Origin of the sequence: Timaviella obliquedivisa GSE-PSE-MK23-08B (assembly GCA_019358855.1) — a bacterium.
In the GTDB taxonomy this organism is placed as follows: domain Bacteria; phylum Cyanobacteriota; class Cyanobacteriia; order Elainellales; family Elainellaceae; genus Timaviella; species Timaviella obliquedivisa.
In genome coordinates, this window is the sequence record JAHHII010000003.1 from 437,419 (window position 1) to 456,507 (window position 19,089).

The window sequence follows — 19,089 nt, forward strand, 5'->3', positions numbered from 1 at the left end:
GGTTTAATTGCTGTTACTTTCTCATGAGTTGTAAAGTAGCTAGCAATGGTAATCAAGTCATTCGTCATAGGGTTTACCAGGGTATCCGATTACCATCCCATGAAAAAAACTCGCCGCTGTCACTTTCTTGAAGCTGATCGATGACTGCAAGCAGTTGTTGAACAGTGCGATCGGGCGTAAATAATTTTTCGGGTGGGACGTTGCGTTGAAAAGGACGCGAGAGTTCTGTATCTGTTGTGCCGGGGTGTAATATGACAACGATCGCCCTTGGGCAAGTTCGTCGATATTCGATCGCGACGGTTCGCATAAACATGTTCAAAGCTGCCTTTGAAGCGCGGTATCCATACCATCCACCCAGCCGATTATCGCCAATGCTACCCACTTTGGCAGAAATGGTGGCGAGAATAGAGCGCTGATCGTGTTTAAGCAACGGCTGTAGATGTTTTGCTAATAACACTGCACCAATACTATTAACTTGAAAATAGTTCAAAAGCTGCTCGGTGTTGAGATGGCGTAAGCTCTTTTCGGGCTGCATTTCGCCATCGTGCAGAACGCCGATGCAGTTGATGACAGTATGCAGCTTGGCGGTTTCGGTTTTAATAGTTTGGGCGATCGCTTCAATCTGCGCTTCATCTGTAATATCCATTGACAAACAATGTAAACGCGGATCAGAAATTTCGAGGAGTGGGGACTGTGGATCGCGGTAAGTAGCGTAAAGTTTGTCAGCGCGATCGCTTTCGAGGAACCGTCGAACAAACCCTAAGCCAATGCCTTGACCCGCCCCCACAATTAGCGCCGCCAGAGAAGAAGCCATCAGGGTTGGGGTGAAATGTGCGCCCTGAGTATAGCAGCAAGCTCAGCTAATCTCTAGCACTTCTACATCAAAAATGAGTGTGGCATTCGGAGGGATACCTCTTGTTCCCTGAGCGCCATAGCCAAGTGCTGCCGGAATGATCACCTGCCGTCGTCCGCCCACTTTCATCGTGCTAATGCCTTCCTCCCAGCCCTGAATCACTTGCCCTAGTCCAATGCGGAAAGAGAAGGGTTGATTGCGATCGCGCGAACTATCGAACTGGGTGCCATTCGTTAAAATTCCGGTGTATTGCACCTTTACGGTTTGTCCGGTTTGGGGCGAAGCGCCTGTGCCCTGCGCAAGGTCGATATATTGTAAGCCTGAAGTAGAGGGTGTAATGATTTTTTCGGGTGTAAACGAGTAGTTGAGAGTGTAATTTGTCTCTCTTCCAGGAGCAGCAAAAACTCGCACAAAGTAAGGTGAGCCAGCAATGCTGGTCAAGCTCTGTCGAAGGGCTTCTGGGATTGCGCCAGGGTTGGTTGAGGTTGAAAGTAAAGTCCGATTTTTATCATAAACTTCAATGTTCGCGTCATCACTCAAGCCCGTCAGATCCAGCTTAAGTTGTCCAGCGACCAGTGGAACGATGCCCGTATAGTCATTAGGATCGTTGTTGCCCACGAAATCTGTAATGGGTTTGCCTGTCAGACGAGTTGCTGTTTCAAACGTATTGCCAATTTGATCAGCAGCCGGAATTGACGAGAGGGTGAGGGCATATTTAGACTCGGTGCCGCCTCGCAGTTTGACATGAACGTAGAAAGTGCCTGTTTCTAAAAGAACATTTGTTAGATGCTCGGCTTTATTTTTGCGATTGCGGGAAGCGGTAATGACTTGCCCGGTGCTATTTAGGAGCGCAACGTCGATATTCGCTCTTCTAGAAATTCCTTTAAGCGCCAGGTTGAAACTGCCCCTAAATTTGTTATTAATTTTCCAAACATCGACACGATCTTGCAAGCTCAGGCTTTCGCTAGCCGTTTGATTTGTTTCACTCAACCTAAAATTTCTGGCACCCTGAAGCGTTTTACCTGGATCTTTAGCCACGTGCTTTCTCTCAAAATAAATGGAGCGATTTCAATTTATCCCAAGGTTTTAGTTTGACCAGGGTAGGAGTACGCAATCGCACACGTTGTACAGGGGTAGGCGATCGGATACTATGAAGGGCGGGTTCAAGCAGACTATTCGCCAATTAGGAAAGTTCAGGTTATGTCGGAGGATCAGTCGGTTTATTCAAGGGTTGACCTAACCCCAAATCATGCATGCCCTGCTTTTTCGCTGATCATTCCTGCTTACAACGAGCAAAATGGCATCATTCCCGTTTTAGATGAACTTCAGGCGACGCTTAGGGCTGCGGCGTGTGAGTACGAAATTATTGTAGTCAACGATGGTTCTACCGATGACACGGGCAAGTTACTGCGACCTTACAAAGGCATTCGGTTGGTGGAGCATCGGCGTAATTGTGGCTATGGGGCTTCGCTAAAAACGGGAATTCGTAACGCCCAATATCCTTGGATTGTGATTACAGATGCCGATGGGACTTATCCAAACGATCGCATTCCCCATTTAGTAGCGCTGACTGCTCAAGCCGATATGGTGGTGGGAGCAAGAATTGGGGCAAATGTTCGGTATTCTAATTTGCGTAAAATTCCGAAGTGGTTTTTGGTGCGCTTTGCTCAATGGTTAACGCGATCGCCCATTCCCGACCTCAACAGTGGGTTGCGGGTGTTCCGCAAAAGCATTGTCGAACGGTTCTTGACGATTTTGCCCGATAATTTTAGTTTTACCACTAGCATTACTGTCGCGATGCTGATGAGTAACTATGCCGTTCATTACGAGCCGATCGATTATCATGCACGAGTCGGTAAGAGCAAAATTAAACCGATTCGAGATACACTGCGATTTGTGCAGTTAATTTTGCGAACAGGAGTATATTTTGCGCCCTTACGGGTTTTTATGCCGTTAGCAGCGATATTCTTTACCGGGTTTTTAATTACATTATTTCAAGACTTATTTGTTCGAGAAGATTTGACAGAACGAACGTTAATTTTATTGATTGCTGCAACTCAAATCGGCATGTTTGCGCTGCTAGCAGACATGATCGATAAACGCACAGGACGGCTGTAGAAAGATTTTAGAGGATTCTAGATTGCTATCCGATCCGCCCCCTAAATCCCCCATTCTGGGGGACTTCCGAACCAGTTCTCCTTCAAAGTCCCCCAGAATGGGGGATTTAGGGGGCAAGTGTAAGAATCTTTGGTACTTCTCAGACATCCTCTTAGAATAATCAAAATATTAGGGAAATAAGAGATAACTGGCTAATTACTGCACAATCTCCCATAGCCTCACTTCTGCCTGACTCATGCTGTGATCTTCGTAGACGGGCTTGATTTCATATTTGCGTTCTAATCGGTTGCGCAATCGTTGAGACGGGTTTAGTAAAAAAATAGGAGCAAATTCCTCAGCGATTTTTAATTGTTTAGGAGTGCCGACCAATTGAAAATGAGTCTTGGGTTTGACCCAGTAGCTAATTGCCAATAGCGCTGCGGGGTCATCGTCACTAATCACCAGCGGGTTTGAGGCTTGGTTAATGAGGGCGGAAACGGCAGGATAGTAGGCGCTGCGAGGGATGCTTTTGTTCCACCACACCTGTGCTTGAGCGCTGACTGAACAAGCAACAATGCCGCCTATGATTAATCCCGCTAACATCAGTTGCGCTAGCCTTTTGCCCCACCCGCCAGCCTCAATTTGAGTGACGAAGAGGTAAGCGATCGCCATTTGAATCCCAAGAAATGCCGGAATTAAATAGCGAATCCGGAGCGATCGCTGTCCGCCTAGAAAAATATCGGGCAATGCTAATACTAAAAACGACACTGCCACGATTGCTAAAACCATCAGCCAGGTGACTTTTGGCGTTTTGCGGCAGAGATAATAAAGCGGTGCAAATCCTACCAAGATTAATCCAACCGTGTTGAGTGAACCTAACTCGCGATCGATTAATCCTCGGCTAAAATTCAAAACCCATTCGTTAATTAGGGTCGAAAATTGGTAGGGCAAATTTAAGGTCGCGGTGGATTCTTGAACTTGATCTAAGTTGCTAAAGAACACTATCAGCCAAGGTATGAGACTGATTAAGCTGATGCTTGTGGTCATTAGATAAGAACGCGCCGTTGCACTAAGCCTTCTTTTGGCAAAAACATTTTCAACGATCGCCACATAAATGCCGTGAGCAAGAATGATTTCGCCAAAGAGCAGTTGGGTATACAGCCCCAACGTTAGGCTAATGCCATATGCCAACCAACTCCAACGAGTTTTAGTTCGCATTGCCCAGAGCAATAGAGCGCTGGAGAGTAAAATCTCAACTGTCCACAGGCTATAAGGACGGGCTTCTTGAGCATATAGAACATGGAGCGGCGTGATGGAGATGAGGGCGATCGCCACCCAGCCCACCGCATTAGAGGCAAATAATTCTTGGCACAGCCAGAACAGGCAAGGGAAGACCAGCAGGCTAAAGAACACCGACAAGCCTCGAATATTTGCCACAGAATAGCCAAATCCTTCCGTCCACAATCGCGCTAAGAGAAAATAAAGAGGCGTGTGTTCAGCGTTGCCTTTGAGAGCGTTGAGCGTATCACCCCAGCTTTTTTCGCCAGGACGTTGATAGGTTTGGAGCGTGGCAGTCTCTATCACTTGCCCTGTGTAAATTTCTTCAACTAGTTCGGTTTGGGTATGACCCGACATTCGCAGAGAAGTTCGGGCTTCGTCGAGCCAGTAGACTTTGCGATCGAGATGATAGAAGCGAAAGAAGATGCCAATAACGAGGAGGGCAATGGCGCAAATTTGTAGCCAGCGGGGGAGCGATCGCCCCAATTGTTGCTTCGGTTCACGACTCAGATTTAACTGCAACATACCTTCTTTGCCGACCCCAATTTTAGTACGCTAAATCATAATGCGAAAAGAATTAGAGTATTCTACGGTGTCTGGCTGAAAAGACAACTTGGTTTCCTCTCTCTGCGTCCCCATGACTCTTCCAAAAATTGCGCCTTGGCTTAGCTTTAGCCTTGTCATCTCTTTTCTCTACATCATCCTGGCGCTCCAGCCCTCCTTAGGGTACGAGTATTTAGTGCAAGATGATGCCCGACAGCACGTATTTTGGATGCAGCAGTTCCAAGATAGAGCGTTATTTCCTAATGATTTGATCGCCCTGTACTTCCGGTCGATTGTACCCGCAGGATATACGGCGCTGTATGGATTAGCGGCACAATTTGGCATTGATCCATTGGCGCTCAGTCGGTGGCTGCCGATCGGGTTGGGATTAGCGACAGCGGGATTTTGTTATGGCATCTGTGTGAAAATCTTGCCGATTCCGGTGGTCGGGTTTGTGGCATCTTTTTTGCTGACTCAAAACTTGTGGACAAAGGATGATTTGGTTTCAGGAACGCCACGGGCTTTTTTCTACCCGCTGGTTACGGCGTTTTTGTACTATCTGCTGCAACGTCACGAGCCTCCGGTATGGCGGCGATCGCTCCTCCCGTGTTTAATTATTTTCCTGCTGCAAGGCTTGTTTTATCCGCAAACGCTGCTGTTGAGTTGTGGCGTGCTGGTGCTAAATTTTGTGGCTTGGGAGCCGAGAAGCATTCGCTTACCGCAGCGGCTTCAAGACTGGGGCTTTGTGGCGGCTGGTTTGGGTGTAGCGGTTTTGGTGCTACTGCCGTTTGCATTGCAAACTTCTGAATATGGCCCTGTGATCACGGCAGCGGAAGCTAGACCCATGGCAGAATTTGCCGAGCATGGACGGGTTAGATACTTTGTGCCGCCTCTGGAGTATTGGTTGAGTTGGATGCGAAGCGGTATTTTCCCTAGCCTTTGGGTGCCGCCGTTGATGCTAGCGGGGTTTTTGTTGCCCTTCTTGTGGCGGCTGGGCAACCAATTCCCACTCATCCAACAAGTGCGCCCTAACGTTAAGTTATTGGCAGATGTAGTGTTGGCATCGTTGGTTTGGTTTGGGCTGGCTCACCTTCTGCTGTTTCGGCTGCAACTTCCTAGCCGATATACGCAGCATAGCTTCCGAGTCGTGTGGGCGATCGCCGCTGCCATTGCGCTGGCTGCTCTTTTTGATGGATTTTCCCGTTGGTTAAATCGTGCGTCTCGGCAGAATCGGCTAAAAGCTTTAGGAATAACGGCGATCGGGGCGATCGCGCTCATTTCTATCTCACCCACGCCTGCCAAATCTTATCCGTTTTTAGTTCATGTAGTGGGTCGAACGCCGCCTCTATACCAGTTTTTTCAGCAGCAGCCCAAAGATATTATGATTGCCTCCCTAACCCAGGAGGTCAATAATTTACCAACTTTTGCCCAGCGAGCGATTCTGACGGGGCGAGAGTATGCGCTGCCCTATCACAAAGGTTATTACCAAGAGCTACGACAGCGGACTGTCGATTTGATCGCGGCTCAGTACACTCCTGATTTGGCGAAGCTTCAGGCGTTTATTCGTCAGTATGAAGTTGATTTTTTTGTGATAGAGCAGGAGTCGTTTAAGCCCTATTACGTGAAAGATGATTTTTGGTTGCGGCAGTATGAGCCGTTTTCTAGTGAGGCGATTGCCCAATTGGAAAGCGATCGAAAACCCGCTTTGGCTCGATTGAGAAATCGCTGCTCGGTGTTGAAGAGCGATCGGTTGCTGGTGCCTCAACTCAAAATAGAGCCGCGTGAGGCAGGACAGATAGAAGTTTTGAATGCTCAATGCATTTTGGAGGGGAAGCGAAGGGAGTGATAAAATAATTCCTATTAAGAATTCCTAATTGTTCTCCTCGTTGTTCCATGGATATTACCGAGTTTTTTCAGCAAAGTGCTGGCAAATGGGTGTCTCAGCGCACCAGCCACCATCCTACTTTCAAGCAACCTGAGGGCGGCAGGTCTGATTTTTATATTGAGGTTCTGCCCTCATCTGACCCGGCTGTCGTTCAGCTTTGTCAGCAGCATGGTATTGATGCAGCATTGGCAGTTTGTGGTGTCAGAACCCGTTGGGATGGCGTGATGGAGCAAAATAAAGAAAAACGGGCAGGAACTGCGCTAATGGTAGCGATCGCTGATTCTACTCAACCCAACCGAGGGAAGCTACTTCGACCCAGCGGTGAGGCTGAGCAAAGAGTGACAGGGCGCTATGTTATGGGCGACGATGAGGCTCTCACGCTCATCAGTGAATCTGAAACGCTTTATTCAGAAGAACGTTTATGGTTTGCCAGCCCTAACTTACGGTTGAGAACTAGCACCATAAAGCAAGCAGATGGGTTTAGTACTGCTTCTTTTTGTTCTGAAATTCGCATGGGTGGAGCACCGCCTGCTCAATAAATCTCTCTCAATAAATCTCTCAAGGGTTGGGAGGTTTGGGAGGTTGAGTTGGCTCAGAATTCTTTGCAAACCTTGAACGACCTGCATTTTGTACGATCGCTTTGAGCTTTGCGTAAAACTCTGACGGCGCTAGAGTGGGCACAAACTGATGAATTGGCGGACTGCTTGCATCCTTTACCTGAGGAACAATCTCTAACGAATCCACCCACGTTTCATCACTAGAAGGCTTAAAGGGCTGAATGGGCAGTCCCCTCACTGTTGGCTCAGTCTCCGCCTGGAGTTCAGCGATCGACGGTGGAAGAAATTCTGGTTCGCTGTCTATTGGGAGGGGCGCAGTTTCTTCGAGATGCCCATGAGGGGGTGCCTCTGTGGATTCAACATCTGTAAATTCCTGTAACCCAGACGCTACCAACTGTGCATAGAATCTCTGAAACATCGTGTCTGTAGGCAAAAGAATACCTGATACAGGCAAGGGTTGAATTGCTCCCATAGGACGAGGCATCATCAAAGGCTTGGGCAATTCTAGTTCTAAGGTATCGAGTTCTAGCAAGTCTAGTTCTAGTGTATTGAGTTCTAACTTTAAAGCAGGCGGTGCATAAGGGGTTGGAAGAATAATGACTTCTGGTTGCCCTGCCCGACCTTTGATCAGGCGCGGAGTAATAATTCGCTCAAAATCGGGGCTAAAGTGATGCAAGGGCTTGCCACGCCGCTGCCATAAGTTCAAAATTTGTTCGACTGAAACTGCCTTGTAGCGTCCTTGGTAGAGGGCTTCAACAATAGCAAGGCGAATCCAATCTGAAGGGTAACGCTGAAGCCAGTATTCAGCCAGGCGATCGACTGTGTACCCGCTTAGATCAAAGCTGTAGCGAATTAACAGATCGATAACGCTGGCAGCATCTCTGGCTGGGTCGGTCATTGGAGGATACAAGGAGAGTTAACTTTATAAAGAGGTTTCAAGAATTGATAGATTTCAGGAGGGTGTTGAGACATTTCCCAAATCCTACCTCAGCACTAGGGGTACAACATCCGGGCAAATAGAGATCCCTAATTCATACCGAAGTATGAAGGAGAGTTCGGACGATCGCGTGTGAGTGAATCCTAACTGAGTATAGAACCCTATCTTGTCAGGACAACAAGCCAAATAAAGCGGCTTAGATGCTTGTTGCGTCAGATGCTTGACCAACGCCGATCCCATACCCTGACGACGATACTGGGGCAAAACGAGGACATCATATAGCACTGAATGGGTACCGTAGCGACATAGCTTCCCGCAAGCCACAATACGACCTTCTTGCTCAATAACCCAAAATTTCTTCCACTCTTGAGAAACAACAATCTTTATAAAGGAAAAAGTAATTCCGCAGGTTGCCAAGCCCACAATTCCTTGAAGAAACTTCAGCCCTAATAAAAAGCTGAGGCTAATCCCTAATACCAGCAAAAATCCTAGTGTCAGGGAATGCCACCCCCGCGATCGCCAGGGTGCCTCCTGCTCAAACTTGTTTAAAAGCCGTTGAATCTGCCATCTATCTGAAGCGATCGCTGGACGAGTACTATAAGCAGGAGCATGTAAATCAGACATATCAAGGAGGGCAACCCCACGTCGCAGTCAAGGAAAACAAAATTCGTTAATTTAGAATAATCCTGCCCACATCTTGCTCAAGATATTTAGAAATACAAGATAAAATTCCCCCATGGTTTCCACGTCGCTCCCTTCTCTTTCTACCGATGCCTCCCCAATCCGCTTGGGAATTCGTGCTCTACAGCCGCAATTGGTGGAATGGCGGAGAATTTTACATCAACATCCTGAGCTAGGTTTTAAGGAGCATCTGACCGCCCATCTGATTACCCAGAAGTTGACGCAATGGGGTATTTCTCATCAAACTGAAGTCGCTCAAACAGGCATTGTTGCTACAGTCACGGGCAATCAGCCGGGACGAACCCTAGCCATCCGAGCCGATATGGACGCACTGCCTATTCAAGAAGAAAACCAGGTGCCCTATCGATCGCAGAATCATGGCAAAATGCACGCCTGTGGACATGATGGACATACGGCGATCGCTTTGGGCACCGCCTACTATCTTTCGCAACACCCCGAAATCTTTTCAGGCACGGTCAAGTTCATCTTTCAACCTGCCGAAGAAGGGCCTGGCGGGGCAAAGCCCATGATTGAAGCAGGGGTTCTTAAGGATCCCCAAGTCGATGCCATCATTGGGCTGCATCTTTGGAATAACTTACCGTTGGGAACCGTTGGAGTTCGGGAAGGGGCGTTAATGGCAGCAGTCGAATTATTTCACTGCACCATTCAGGGTAAAGGCGGACATGGTGCGATGCCGCATCAGACAGTAGATTCCATCGTAGTAGGCGCACAAGTTGTGATGGCACTCCAAACGATCATGTCCCGGAATGTTGATCCGTTGCAAGCGGGCGTAGTGACTGTCGGCGAATTCCATGCAGGACACGCCCATAACGTCATTGCAGATACTACCAAAATGAGCGGCACAGTGCGGTACTTTGATCCAGGCTTAGATGGATTTTTCAAAACGCGCATGGAACAGATTATTGCCGGGGTTTGTCAGAGCCAGGGAGCGAGTTACAGCTTAGATTACTGGTCATTGTATCCGCCTGTGTTGAACGATCGCGCGATCGCCCAACTCGTTCGTTCTGTTGCCGAAACCGTTGTTGAAACCCCAGCAGGCGTAGTCCCAGATTGCCAAACCATGGGCGGCGAAGATATGTCTTTTTTCTTGCAAGAAGTCCCTGGTTGTTACTTCTTTCTAGGCTCGGCTAACCCCGATTTAGGGCTGGCATTCCCTCACCATCATCCTCGCTTTGATTTTGACGAAACGGCATTGGGCATCGGTGTAGAGATTTTTGTGCGATGTGTAGAGAAGTATTGTAATGGAGCAATGTGATGCAGGCAGAACAACTCTATTACTCTCCTGAAGAATACCTGGAGCTAGAAGTGGCTTCGGGCGATCGCCATGAATACATTGATGGACAAATTATCCTAATGACAGGCGGACTACCCAATCATAATCAGATTGCTGGCAACCTTTATGCTGCATTGAATTTTGCTTTAAGACGTAGGTCTTATCAAGCTTTTATGGCTGACCAACGTTTATGGATTCCTCAAAGACGAATCTATACCTATCCTGACGTAATGGCGGTTGCAAGCCCATTAGAACTACAAGAAGGACGTAGAGACACGCTCACGAATCCTATCATAATTGCTGAAGTTCTGTCTTTATCAACTCAAAGCTACGATCGCGTGGGTAAATTTGCGGCATATCGCACCATTCCCAGTTTTCAAGAATACATTTTGGTAGATCAATACTCGGTTCATGTAGAGCAATACGTCAGAACTGAAGGAAACAAATGGATTTTTGCTGTGTATGAAGCAGAGAGTGAAGTGCTGTCTTTAGCTTCGGTACCTTGTGAAATTTTGCTGGCTGACCTGTATGACAAAGTTGAGTTTAGTGATGATTCATCAGAATCCTAAGTTGGTTCTGATGAATCCCGATCGCCTCTTAAGGATGTCTGTGCTATCCGATCCGCCCCCTAAATCCCCCATTCTGGGGGACTTCCGAACCTTTCAAAGTCCCCCAGAATGGGGGGTTTAGGGGGCTGAAAAGTCAATGCGTCTCACTGGGTTTTATTTTCACGCAACTCCCAAGAAAGCGATCGCCCACAATCACAATAGGAGCGTCCACATTAATAGTGCGACCCTCCACATTAATAGTGCGATGCCTCACATTAACGATGCGATCGCCCACACTGCTTTTGTAATCCGTTACAGAGAGAGTAGCATTGGGCACATTAAGTCTGTCCGTTTACCCATTAGGAATGCGTATGCCTCTGCAAGACACCAACCGCCGCTTAGGTCGTCCAACGATTGATCAAGACATTGACTCACTCAACGGTTTAAACACCGTGGTGAACTATGCCCCAACCCGCGCTGATGCAGATCCACGGCGGCTGCAACAAACCCATCAAACTATGATGGAAAAGCAGCAGTTTGAAACCGAAGCCCTTGCCCATTATCGGGCGGCTTCTGATGCGGCTCGGTTAGCTGAGTGGGAGTTTCATAACAGCGTGCTGGCAATGAAGGAATCGGTGCGCGGGCAGTTTGGCTCGGATAGCGATGAGTCGCAGGCGATCGGGTATAAGAAAAAGTCGAGTCGTAAGCGTCCGGTGCGGCAGAAGGTGGCGGCGATCGCGTAGAGGATAGGCAACTATTCTCTGTTTTGACAAATGCTGGGGGCGATGATGCCATAATCAAGGGAAAAATCGCCCCGCTCATCTGTATGGTTGCCCTTTCTAAATCTGATGCGCTCCAACCGTTTGATGTGTTCCTCTGTCATAACAGTGTAGACAAGGAGCAGATGAGAGCGATCGCCCAACAGTTGCACGCTCAAAGCCTTACGTCTTGGCTGGATGAACAAGAGCTAACGCCAGGGCGAGCCTGGATTGAGATTTTAGAACAATATTTACCCCGCATCAAAACGGTAGCAATCTTTATCGGCGCACAGGGGTTAGGACGCTGGCAAAAGCTAGAGATTCCCGCATTTTTGACCCGTTTTGTAGAACACGGTAGCCCGCAGATTTTGCCTGTGTTTTTGGCAGATGCGCCGCAGCATTGTGATCTGCCCTTTTTCTTGAAAAATTTTGGCTGGGTTGATTTTCGTCAGCCCGATCCCATGCCCAGGATGATTTGGGGCATTACGGGCATTAAGCCTGATGGCGTTCCAGAAGAAGAAGCGATTCCGGGCAGCTTACTAACTCAGATTCGCGGTGCCCATTCTCTGCCTCGCCGCAATGCAACGCTGTTTGTGGGGCGTGATGAGGAACTGAATCAGCTTCAAGACCAGTTGCAGCACCATGCTTCGGTAGCGATTACGGCGATCGCTGGGATGGGGGGCATTGGCAAAACTGAGCTAGCGTTGCACTATGGTTGGCTCTCTTGGGCAACGGGGGCGTATCCGGGTGGAGTGTGTTGGGTGCGATCGCAACAGGAGCTTTCAGATTTGCTGCTGTTTGCCCGTACCAAGCTTGATCTGGCTCCACCAGAAGGGTTGGAAGCCCCGGCGCAACTGGCGTGGTGTTGGCAGCATTGGCGGCAGGGCAATACGCTGATTGTGTTTGACAATGTGGAGGCATACGCCGACATTGAACCCTTTTTGCCGCCTAATGAGCCTCGGTTTCAGGTGTTACTGACGACTCGCCGCGATTTGGGAGCGTCGGTGCAGAAGTTGTCGTTGCCTGTGTTGAGTGAGGGTGCGGCGTTGGCGTTGTTGAAGGCGCTGGTGGGGACTCGCATTGATGAACAGGAAGAAAATGCAAAAGCCCTCTGCCAACAGTTAGGATATTTGCCTCTGGCGCTAGAGTTGGTGGGGCGATATTTAGCCCGCAAGCAGGATTTGTCGGTGGCGGAACTGCAACAGCGATTGCAGGCGAAGGGATTGGATGCGCCAGCCCTGACTAAACCGGAAGCGGGCATGACGGCAACGAGGGGCGTGAAAGCGGCGTTTGAGTTGAGTTGGGAGGCTTTAAGCGCTGAGGCTCAGGCGTTAGCGGCTTGCCTGAGTATGTTTGCGGCGGCACCGCTGGAATGGCGGTGGGTGGAGGATTGCTTGACTGAAGCGGATGCAGAAGCAGTGGAAGAGTTGCGGGATGATGAGTTGTTGGGGCTGCATTTGCTGCAACGGGTAGCACCGAGTGTTTATCAACTGCATCCTTTGATTCGGGAGTTTTTTGCTGAGAAGCTGACGCAACAGCCTAATAGCCATGAATGGAAGCAGCGATTTTGTCAGATTATGGTGAAAGAAGCCAAACAAATTCCACAAACGCTAACGCTCAGCATGATTGCCCAATTTACCTCAGTGATTCCCCATCTAAAACAAGCCGCAACTGCACTCACCAATTGGTTGAGCAATGATGATTTGATTACGCCTGCAACCCGAATTGCCCGGTTTTACAAAGGACAGGTAGATTACACTGCCGCAGAATTTTGGTATACCGATTGTCTCAAAGTTGCCGACGCCCGTTTGGGCAACGACCATCCCAACATGGCATCCAGTCTCAATAATTTGGCAGGGTTATACTACTCGCAAGGACGCTACGGCGAGGCGGAACCCTTGTTGGTGCGATCGCTCCACATTCGTGAAACCCAGTTAGGGGCAAACCATCCCGATACGGCTCAAAGTCTCAATAATTTGGCAGAGTTATATGAATCGCAAGGACGCTACAGCGAGGCGGAATCCTTGTTGGTGCGATCGCTCCACATTTATGAGACCCAGTTAGGGGCAGACCATCCTGATACGGCATTAGGTCTCAATAATTTGGCAGGGTTATATGACTTGCAAGGACGCTACGGCGAGGCGGAACCCTTGTTGGTGCGATCGCTCCACATCCGTGAAACCCAGTTAGGGGCAAACCATCCTGATACGGCATTAGGTCTCAATAGTTTGGCATTGTTATATGACTCGCAAGGACGCTACAGTGAGGCGGAACCCTTGTATGTGCGATCGCTCCACATTTGTGAAACCCAGTTAGGGGCAGACCATCCCAATACGGCATCCAATCTCAATAGTTTGGCATTGTTATATGACTCGCAAGGACGCTACAGTGAGGCGGAACCCTTGTATGTGCGATCGCTCCACATCCGTGAAACCCAGTTAGGGGCAAACCATCCTGATACGGCATCCAGTCTCAATAACTTGGCAGAGTTATACAAGTCGCAAGGACGATACAGTGAGGCGGAACCCTTGTATATGCGATCGCTCCACATTCGTGAAACCCAGTTAGGGGCAGACCATCCTAATACGGCATCCAGTCTCAATAACTTGGCAGAGTTATACAAGTCGCAAGGACGCTACAGCGAGGCAGAACCCTTGTTGGTGCGATCGCTCCACATCCATGAAACCCAGTTAGGGGCAGACCATCCTGGTACGGCATCCAGTCTCAATAATTTGGCAGGGTTATATTACTCGCAAGGACGTTACAGCGAGGCGGAACCCTTGTTGGTGCGATCGCTCCACATTCGTGAAACCCAGTTAGGGGCAAACCATCCTGATACGGCATTAGGTCTCAATAATTTGCCAGTATTATACAAGTCGCAAGGACGATACAGTGAAGCGGAACCCTTGTTGGTGCGATCGCTCCACATTCGTGAAACCCAGTTAGGGGCAAACCATCCCGATACGGCTCAAAGTCTCAATAATTTGGCAGGGTTATATGACTTGCAAGGACGCTACAGCGAGGCAGAACTCTTGTATGTGCGATCACTCCACATTTATGAGACTCAGTTAGGGGCAGACCATCCTGATACGGCATTAGGTCTCAATAATTTGGCAGTATTGTACAAGTCGCAAGGACGATACAGTGAGGCGGAACCTTTGTACGCGCAAGCAATTATCATCTGCTGGCAGCGCTTAGGCGAGGATCATCCCAACACAAAAACTGGTCTTAATAACTTTTATACTTGCCTCAAAAGGGCGATCGAAGCGGGACAGAGCGATCAACTCTCCGACCATCCCTTCACCCAATTCCTGCTCCAGCAATTGCAAACACCGTAAAATTGTCGGCATTGCTGAATGAAAGGATGAACTTCATCAAAGCTCATTTCTTTCAGCAGAGCGGTGAGGGAAGAGTGTCTCTAGCTGTGCCAACTTCACCTCAGCAACGCCTAAATTTGTTTGCAACTACTTGTGTTAATCCTGCCTTTGCCCTTATGCTAATCAACACTGGTTTTTTGATACCAGTAGACAGGCTTAAGGTGAGGACGCTGGCTAGAAGTGGTATCAACACAACTAACCAGCTAACCTGACTTTCTGGGATTGGCAGAAAGCTAGGCTGTAGCGATTTTATCGTTTCACCTCGCTAATGTTAAACAAGTGGTCTAGGAATACCACGCCTTAAGCTTTTCATCTCAACCCAACATTAGCGAGGGAAATAGCATGAGTACAGAGTTCAACGAACTGCTGCCCGTTTCGCACGGCGACAAAGCGCAGGTGTGGATAGTCGGCACACGGGAGCAAGTGACGCATTTAATCAACGAGTTCTACGTGAAGAAGATTGCTAGCGATCGCGTCCAGTTCACGCCGATTGTTCCTGCTCCATTTGCCAGTGGCAAGTACATGAGTGTGTTAGTGCGCTAAGACAAAGCTTCAGGGGCGATCGCATTGATGTTGTCGTCCCTGTAAAGGCGATCGCGTTCTCTACATTGGCATTGCAACGTCACCCAATCGGATTGCTCCTCAATGCATTGCGATTGGGTGACTGACGATGACGAATGTGACTCGATACAATGCCATTGTGACTCGATGCAATGCGACGATCCGCCCCCTAAATCCCCCATTCTGGGGGACTTCCGAACCAGTCCTCCTTCAAAGTCCCCCAGAATGGGGGATTTAGGGGGCAAGTGTAAGAATCTTTGATACTTCTCAGACATCCTCTTACAGCCGATCGCCCTCCAAAAGCAGATTCCAAGAACCCCAGTTAGAGCGATCGCCCTTATTTTGAATACAAAAGGCGATCGTAGATTCATAAATATGAATAGATTGAGCGATCGGTAGAATAGAAGAAATAGCTGTCGATTTTATTCATTGTTTAGCGATCGTTTGGAAAATAGATTATGCCAACCTACGAAGACGTTCTCACCCTGGCGCAACAACTCAACGCCGTTGAACAAACTCGTTTGGCAGAGGCATTGATGTTGCTCCACCAAACCACTCAGACTGAAAATCATTTAGAGCCATCCAGTCAAACTTTAATCCTCAACAGCCTAAAAGCTCGTCTTCAAACCATTCCACCCGGAGTTAGCCTTGTCGATGAACTCATCGCAGAGCGTCGAGAGGCAGCAACAAAAGAGGAGCAGGCGTGACTCAAAATGTTCACTGCATCTTAGATGCCTCAGCCCTACTAGCAATGCTAAACGGTGAACCCGGTGGTGCATCCGTTGAACCTTATCTAATGGGAGCAGGTATATCCAGCGTCAATTGGTCTGAGGTTATCCAAAAACTCTTAGCCAAAAAAGTAATCACGACAGGGATGTGAGAAGATTTTCAGAAGCTTGGTTTAATGATCTTGCCGTTTACAACAGAACAGGCAGAACTTGCGGCGAGCTTATGGACAACGACTAAACCTTTGGGCTTGTCGTTGGGCGATCGCGCTTGTTTAGCCTTAGCGATCACATTTAACCTTCCTGTAGTCACCGCTGATCAAGCATGGGAAGGATTGAGTCTAACCATTGCGGTGCAAATGATTCGATAAAAACTCAGGAAACTTAGAACATTTAAGATCGCCAATTATTTTGCAACCTAGACAGGAAATCAACCCTTGCAGTAACGACGAAGCCGCGCTCTGCGAGATACCCACAAGGGGTTGCCCTCAAGCCTGATGCGATCGAGGGTAAGCTGAACCTGCTAAGATGACGGGCGATCGGGGTGGAGTGAAGAAATGATTTCGGGGTTTGAATGGAACGAAGAAAAAGCCCAAGGCAACCTGATTAAACATGGAATCTCGTTTACCGAAGCTACTACCGTTTTTAACGATCCTCAATGTCTCATCATGGACGATCCACAGCATTCGTTCGGCGAACTCCGGTTTCTGATTCTAGGATATTCCGTTGTTGATAGACTGTACTAGTTGTTCATTGCGATCGCGGCAGCGCCATCCGGATTATTAGTGCACGACCTGCAACACCATCAGAGAGGCGAACCTATGAACGAGGATACTAAATCCAACCTGGATACCGAAATGCTAGACGAGTATGACTTTAGCCAAGCAGTTCGGGGTAACCCCTACCCACAACTGAACCAGGCAAATATTAAAATTGAGACAAAAGAAGGCGACCCTCACGGTATCTGCGAAGCAGCGCGTATCGTTCAAATTAAAACTGTCGAAGTCACTGCAACAGTTGCACCTGATGGCAAAGTAACTCTGCAACTTCCCCCAGACATCACGCCCGGAGAACACCACATTACTCTGCTCATTCAAGAAAACTTGATGCCTCAAACCGCTTAAGCTTCCAAAAGCAGCCGCCTTCATTCACAATGCAATGTCTAACGTTGAGAGTGCGATCGAGTAGCGCTGGAACAAAAGCAACTGATATTAACTGCCATTTGTGTCATTCTTATCCGTTCGTATCCAAATGAAAGCTAGCAGCGTAAAGCTACTTCGCCCCAGCTGCCCACCAAGCTAGGGCATAGGACTGCATTGGCTCATTAACGCGATCGCGGTAAACCACCCGAATTTTGTACTGCCCCGCTGTTGGCACCGGATGAAAAATATGCTCTACGCTATCGACCTCACTGACCGAAGACCAAATGCTCTTTTTCGTATTGCTATCCTCCGCCCGCATGAGATAAATATCCAAGTTATTCAGTCCGCTATCTGTAAACGTTTCGCCCATGTCGTACTGTTCGTTACCGTTCGCATCTTGCAACGCCACAGCCCGATCCCAAGCCAGAGTCGCGGAGACAAAGCTGCCAGCAGGTAAAGTCTGATCAATCACGTAATCACGATAACGGGGCGCATCCGATCGCTTAGCGCCGACGCTGTTATAGTCCCAAGCGATCGCCGGGACAGGTGCATCAGGACTCCATTGCCCCGGACTAAATTGTTCGTAGGCTCGGAAGGCGTGAAGGTGCCCGGTACCCATTTCAGAGTCTAAAGGAAGGGCGCGATCGCTGTAGGCATCCGAATCTTTCCAAGTCTTTTCGCCCAAATCTAACAGCGTCCGCGTCATGCCCAATAGCATTCCATCGCCTTTGTCCTTCAGTTTATCCGCCGAGTTCATCAACACCGCCTTCATTACTTCATGCTGCCGTGCATCAAGTCCCCAGTGAGAAACAGGCGGCTTTTCCTTCAGCGCCTTGCGAATCTGGGTATCGCCGTACTCTTGCATAAGCGCCACCGTTGCAGCAACATGGGGAGCGGCAAAGCTGGTGCCAGTTTCGGGTGCTGTCAGGGTGCCGTCGGGCGCAATTGTTTGCAGCCGATCGCCCGGTGCCACCAAGCTGACCGAACGGCGATCGCCCTCGTTGCTCTCAAGGGCTGGGTCACGACCAATGACCATGCTAGGATTACTGCCCAAGCTAAAAAAGTTCACCTTACGAAAGACACCGCCGCGCAGCATAGAATTTGCCACAATCATGCCGTTATAGTTGTCGGTAGGAATCGGAATGCCGCCCCTTCCCTGGTTTCCAGCAATGACGTAAAGCGTGTTGTGAGCCTTTGCCGACCAATCAATGCACTGCGTTAATAACGCATTACCATCCAATACTGCTTTTTCCCGAGGATCGCGTTCTAGTGATTCACCAAAGCTAAAATTGATTGCTCTGACATCACCGCCATTTTGCAGCGCTACAGTTTGTGCCGCAAGACATTCTTGGGGCTGCTGTATTCTCGACTGTTGCTCAAACCCAGCAGCAGCAGCATAGAGCTTGGCGTTGGGAGCAACGCCTGTCACCCTTTTATCCTGACTTACCATCACGCTCGCAACGCTGGCAGAGTGATCTTCTACATATTCGTCAGCCGTCGCAGGTGCATCTCTAAAGAACAATCTGCCTGGACGCACAGAGCGGTTATTCGACGCTATTTTGTCGATGCCAAACAAAGCTGGACGACCAATTTCAACCTGCCCGATCGCAATTTTGCGTCCGGTCAAATCATAAGGAGCGATGTGCAATACTCCTGCATTAATTCCGGCTTCACCAATAGAGGAAACTAGCGATCGCGCTACAGCAGGGGCAGTCAAGCAAAAGGCAAAACCGCCCAGTAACCCCATTAATCGTTTCACCATCTTTTGCTGAGCCACAAGCGATTCCTCTACAGAAAGTCATGACAACCATGATAATTAAGATAGTTAGAACAGCGCATTAACTCTAAAAACT

20 protein-coding genes and 1 pseudogene are annotated in these 19,089 nt (G+C 48.7%); 13 read left to right on the forward strand and 8 right to left on the reverse strand.

What is annotated here, in order from left to right; genetic code table 11:
* Nucleotides 1-73: 73 nt before the first annotated feature.
* Both KME11_07930 and KME11_07935 read right to left on the reverse strand, forming a co-directional pair.
* Complete coding sequence (locus KME11_07930) at nt 74-814, reverse strand: SDR family NAD(P)-dependent oxidoreductase (GenBank protein MBW4515139.1); 741 nt, start codon at nt 812-814, stop codon at nt 74-76.
* Nucleotides 815-856: 42 nt separating this feature from the next.
* The gene (locus KME11_07935) at nt 857-1,375 is read right to left on the reverse strand and encodes an FKBP-type peptidyl-prolyl cis-trans isomerase (GenBank protein MBW4515140.1); all 519 of its coding nucleotides are present in this window, start codon (nt 1,373-1,375) and stop codon (nt 857-859) included.
* Nucleotides 1,376-2,053: 678 nt separating this feature from the next.
* Here KME11_07935 and KME11_07940 point away from each other — a divergent pair.
* Nucleotides 2,054-2,971, forward strand: coding sequence for a glycosyltransferase family 2 protein (locus KME11_07940; GenBank protein ID MBW4515141.1), 918 nt, complete (start codon nt 2,054-2,056; stop codon nt 2,969-2,971).
* A 195-nt stretch (nt 2,972-3,166) separates the two neighbouring features.
* Here KME11_07940 and KME11_07945 read toward each other — a convergent pair whose 3' ends face one another.
* Nucleotides 3,167-4,753 (reverse strand): glycosyltransferase family 39 protein, encoded by a 1,587-nt coding sequence (locus KME11_07945; GenBank protein ID MBW4515142.1) that lies wholly within the window; start codon nt 4,751-4,753, stop codon nt 3,167-3,169.
* 112 nt (nt 4,754-4,865) lie between these two features.
* On the opposite strand from KME11_07945, the gene KME11_07950 reads away from it, so the two are divergent.
* Both KME11_07950 and KME11_07955 read left to right on the forward strand, forming a co-directional pair.
* The gene (locus KME11_07950) at nt 4,866-6,617 is read left to right on the forward strand and encodes a hypothetical protein (protein ID MBW4515143.1); all 1,752 of its coding nucleotides are present in this window, start codon (nt 4,866-4,868) and stop codon (nt 6,615-6,617) included.
* Between the two features lie 47 nt (nt 6,618-6,664).
* Complete coding sequence (locus tag KME11_07955; protein ID MBW4515144.1) at nt 6,665-7,195, forward strand: phycobiliprotein lyase; 531 nt, start codon at nt 6,665-6,667, stop codon at nt 7,193-7,195.
* Nucleotides 7,196-7,214: 19 nt separating this feature from the next.
* Here KME11_07955 and KME11_07960 read toward each other — a convergent pair whose 3' ends face one another.
* A complete protein-coding gene (locus tag KME11_07960) occupies nt 7,215-8,111 on the reverse strand; it encodes a hypothetical protein (GenBank protein ID MBW4515145.1) in 897 nt (298 codons plus the stop codon).
* A gap of 84 nt (nt 8,112-8,195) precedes the next feature.
* On the reverse strand, nt 8,196-8,774 hold the full coding sequence (locus tag KME11_07965; GenBank protein MBW4515146.1) for a GNAT family N-acetyltransferase: 579 nt from the start codon (nt 8,772-8,774) through the stop codon (nt 8,196-8,198).
* A gap of 112 nt (nt 8,775-8,886) precedes the next feature.
* Here KME11_07965 and KME11_07970 point away from each other — a divergent pair, with 112 nt between their 5' ends.
* Both KME11_07970 and KME11_07975 read left to right on the forward strand, forming a co-directional pair.
* On the forward strand, nt 8,887-10,107 hold the full coding sequence (locus KME11_07970) for an amidohydrolase (GenBank protein MBW4515147.1): 1,221 nt from the start codon (nt 8,887-8,889) through the stop codon (nt 10,105-10,107).
* Nucleotides 10,107-10,694 (forward strand): Uma2 family endonuclease, encoded by a 588-nt coding sequence (locus tag KME11_07975; GenBank protein MBW4515148.1) that lies wholly within the window; start codon nt 10,107-10,109, stop codon nt 10,692-10,694. The genes KME11_07970 and KME11_07975 overlap by 1 nt, the downstream gene beginning before the upstream one ends.
* A 133-nt stretch (nt 10,695-10,827) precedes the next feature.
* Here the strand turns inward: KME11_07975 and KME11_07980 are convergent, their stop codons facing one another.
* Entirely contained in the window at nt 10,828-11,010 is a 183-nt protein-coding gene (locus tag KME11_07980; GenBank protein ID MBW4515149.1) for a hypothetical protein, read from the reverse strand.
* Between the two features lie 34 nt (nt 11,011-11,044).
* Between KME11_07980 and KME11_07985 the strand changes: the two genes are divergently transcribed.
* From KME11_07985 to KME11_07995, 3 genes are all read left to right on the forward strand, one after another.
* Entirely contained in the window at nt 11,045-11,416 is a 372-nt protein-coding gene (locus KME11_07985; GenBank protein ID MBW4515150.1) for a hypothetical protein, read from the forward strand.
* Between the two features lie 83 nt (nt 11,417-11,499).
* The gene (locus tag KME11_07990; protein MBW4515151.1) at nt 11,500-14,769 is read left to right on the forward strand and encodes a tetratricopeptide repeat protein; all 3,270 of its coding nucleotides are present in this window, start codon (nt 11,500-11,502) and stop codon (nt 14,767-14,769) included.
* A 381-nt stretch (nt 14,770-15,150) separates the two neighbouring features.
* The gene (locus KME11_07995) at nt 15,151-15,351 is read left to right on the forward strand and encodes a hypothetical protein (protein ID MBW4515152.1); all 201 of its coding nucleotides are present in this window, start codon (nt 15,151-15,153) and stop codon (nt 15,349-15,351) included.
* Here the strand turns inward: KME11_07995 and KME11_08000 are convergent.
* Nucleotides 15,348-15,740, reverse strand: a complete 393-nt coding sequence (locus KME11_08000) for a hypothetical protein (GenBank protein ID MBW4515153.1) — start codon at nt 15,738-15,740, stop codon at nt 15,348-15,350. The two genes, KME11_07995 and KME11_08000, sit on opposite strands and share 4 nt — an antisense overlap.
* A gap of 87 nt (nt 15,741-15,827) precedes the next feature.
* Between KME11_08000 and KME11_08005 the strand changes: the two genes are divergently transcribed.
* From KME11_08005 to KME11_08025, 5 genes and pseudogenes are all read left to right on the forward strand, one after another.
* Complete coding sequence (locus KME11_08005) at nt 15,828-16,076, forward strand: hypothetical protein (GenBank protein ID MBW4515154.1); 249 nt, start codon at nt 15,828-15,830, stop codon at nt 16,074-16,076.
* Nucleotides 16,073-16,249 carry a hypothetical protein gene (locus tag KME11_08010; GenBank protein ID MBW4515155.1) on the forward strand — a complete coding sequence of 59 codons (177 nt, stop codon included), beginning with the start codon at nt 16,073-16,075 and terminating at the stop codon, nt 16,247-16,249. Before KME11_08005 ends, KME11_08010 begins: the two co-directional genes overlap by 4 nt.
* Nucleotides 16,250-16,273: 24 nt before the next feature.
* Nucleotides 16,274-16,465, forward strand: coding sequence for a hypothetical protein (locus KME11_08015; protein ID MBW4515156.1), 192 nt, complete (start codon nt 16,274-16,276; stop codon nt 16,463-16,465).
* A 186-nt stretch (nt 16,466-16,651) separates the two neighbouring features.
* Nucleotides 16,652-16,932: pseudogene (locus KME11_08020) on the forward strand (BrnT family toxin).
* Nucleotides 16,916-17,218, forward strand: coding sequence for a hypothetical protein (locus KME11_08025; GenBank protein MBW4515157.1), 303 nt, complete (start codon nt 16,916-16,918; stop codon nt 17,216-17,218). Before KME11_08020 ends, KME11_08025 begins: the two are co-directional and overlap by 17 nt.
* A gap of 148 nt (nt 17,219-17,366) precedes the next feature.
* Here the strand turns inward: KME11_08025 and KME11_08030 are convergent, their stop codons facing one another.
* Entirely contained in the window at nt 17,367-18,998 is a 1,632-nt protein-coding gene (locus KME11_08030) for a S8 family serine peptidase (protein MBW4515158.1), read from the reverse strand.
* Nucleotides 18,999-19,089: the final 91 nt, after the last annotated feature.

Bases quoted from the DNA above. Each gene is read 5' to 3' on its own strand.
- KME11_07930 (MBW4515139.1), bottom strand. From the start codon at position 814: ATGGCTTCTTCTCTGGCGGCGCTAATTGTGGGGGCGGGTCAAGGCATT.
- KME11_07940 (MBW4515141.1), top strand. From the start codon at position 2,054: ATGTCGGAGGATCAGTCGGTTTATTCAAGGGTTGACCTAACCCCAAAT.
- KME11_07945 (MBW4515142.1), bottom strand. From the start codon at position 4,753: ATGTTGCAGTTAAATCTGAGTCGTGAACCGAAGCAACAATTGGGGCGA.
- KME11_07950 (MBW4515143.1), top strand. From the start codon at position 4,866: ATGACTCTTCCAAAAATTGCGCCTTGGCTTAGCTTTAGCCTTGTCATC.
- KME11_07955 (MBW4515144.1), top strand. From the start codon at position 6,665: ATGGATATTACCGAGTTTTTTCAGCAAAGTGCTGGCAAATGGGTGTCT.
- KME11_07960 (MBW4515145.1), bottom strand. From the start codon at position 8,111: ATGACCGACCCAGCCAGAGATGCTGCCAGCGTTATCGATCTGTTAATT.
- KME11_07965 (MBW4515146.1), bottom strand. From the start codon at position 8,774: ATGTCTGATTTACATGCTCCTGCTTATAGTACTCGTCCAGCGATCGCT.
- KME11_07970 (MBW4515147.1), top strand. From the start codon at position 8,887: ATGGTTTCCACGTCGCTCCCTTCTCTTTCTACCGATGCCTCCCCAATC.
- KME11_07975 (MBW4515148.1), top strand. From the start codon at position 10,107: ATGCAGGCAGAACAACTCTATTACTCTCCTGAAGAATACCTGGAGCTA.
- KME11_07985 (MBW4515150.1), top strand. From the start codon at position 11,045: ATGCCTCTGCAAGACACCAACCGCCGCTTAGGTCGTCCAACGATTGAT.
- KME11_07990 (MBW4515151.1), top strand. From the start codon at position 11,500: ATGGTTGCCCTTTCTAAATCTGATGCGCTCCAACCGTTTGATGTGTTC.
- KME11_07995 (MBW4515152.1), top strand. From the start codon at position 15,151: ATGAGTACAGAGTTCAACGAACTGCTGCCCGTTTCGCACGGCGACAAA.
- KME11_08000 (MBW4515153.1), bottom strand. From the start codon at position 15,740: ATGAATCTACGATCGCCTTTTGTATTCAAAATAAGGGCGATCGCTCTA.
- KME11_08005 (MBW4515154.1), top strand. From the start codon at position 15,828: ATGCCAACCTACGAAGACGTTCTCACCCTGGCGCAACAACTCAACGCC.
- KME11_08015 (MBW4515156.1), top strand. From the start codon at position 16,274: ATGATCTTGCCGTTTACAACAGAACAGGCAGAACTTGCGGCGAGCTTA.
- KME11_08025 (MBW4515157.1), top strand. From the start codon at position 16,916: ATGAACGAGGATACTAAATCCAACCTGGATACCGAAATGCTAGACGAG.
- KME11_08030 (MBW4515158.1), bottom strand. From the start codon at position 18,998: ATGGTGAAACGATTAATGGGGTTACTGGGCGGTTTTGCCTTTTGCTTG.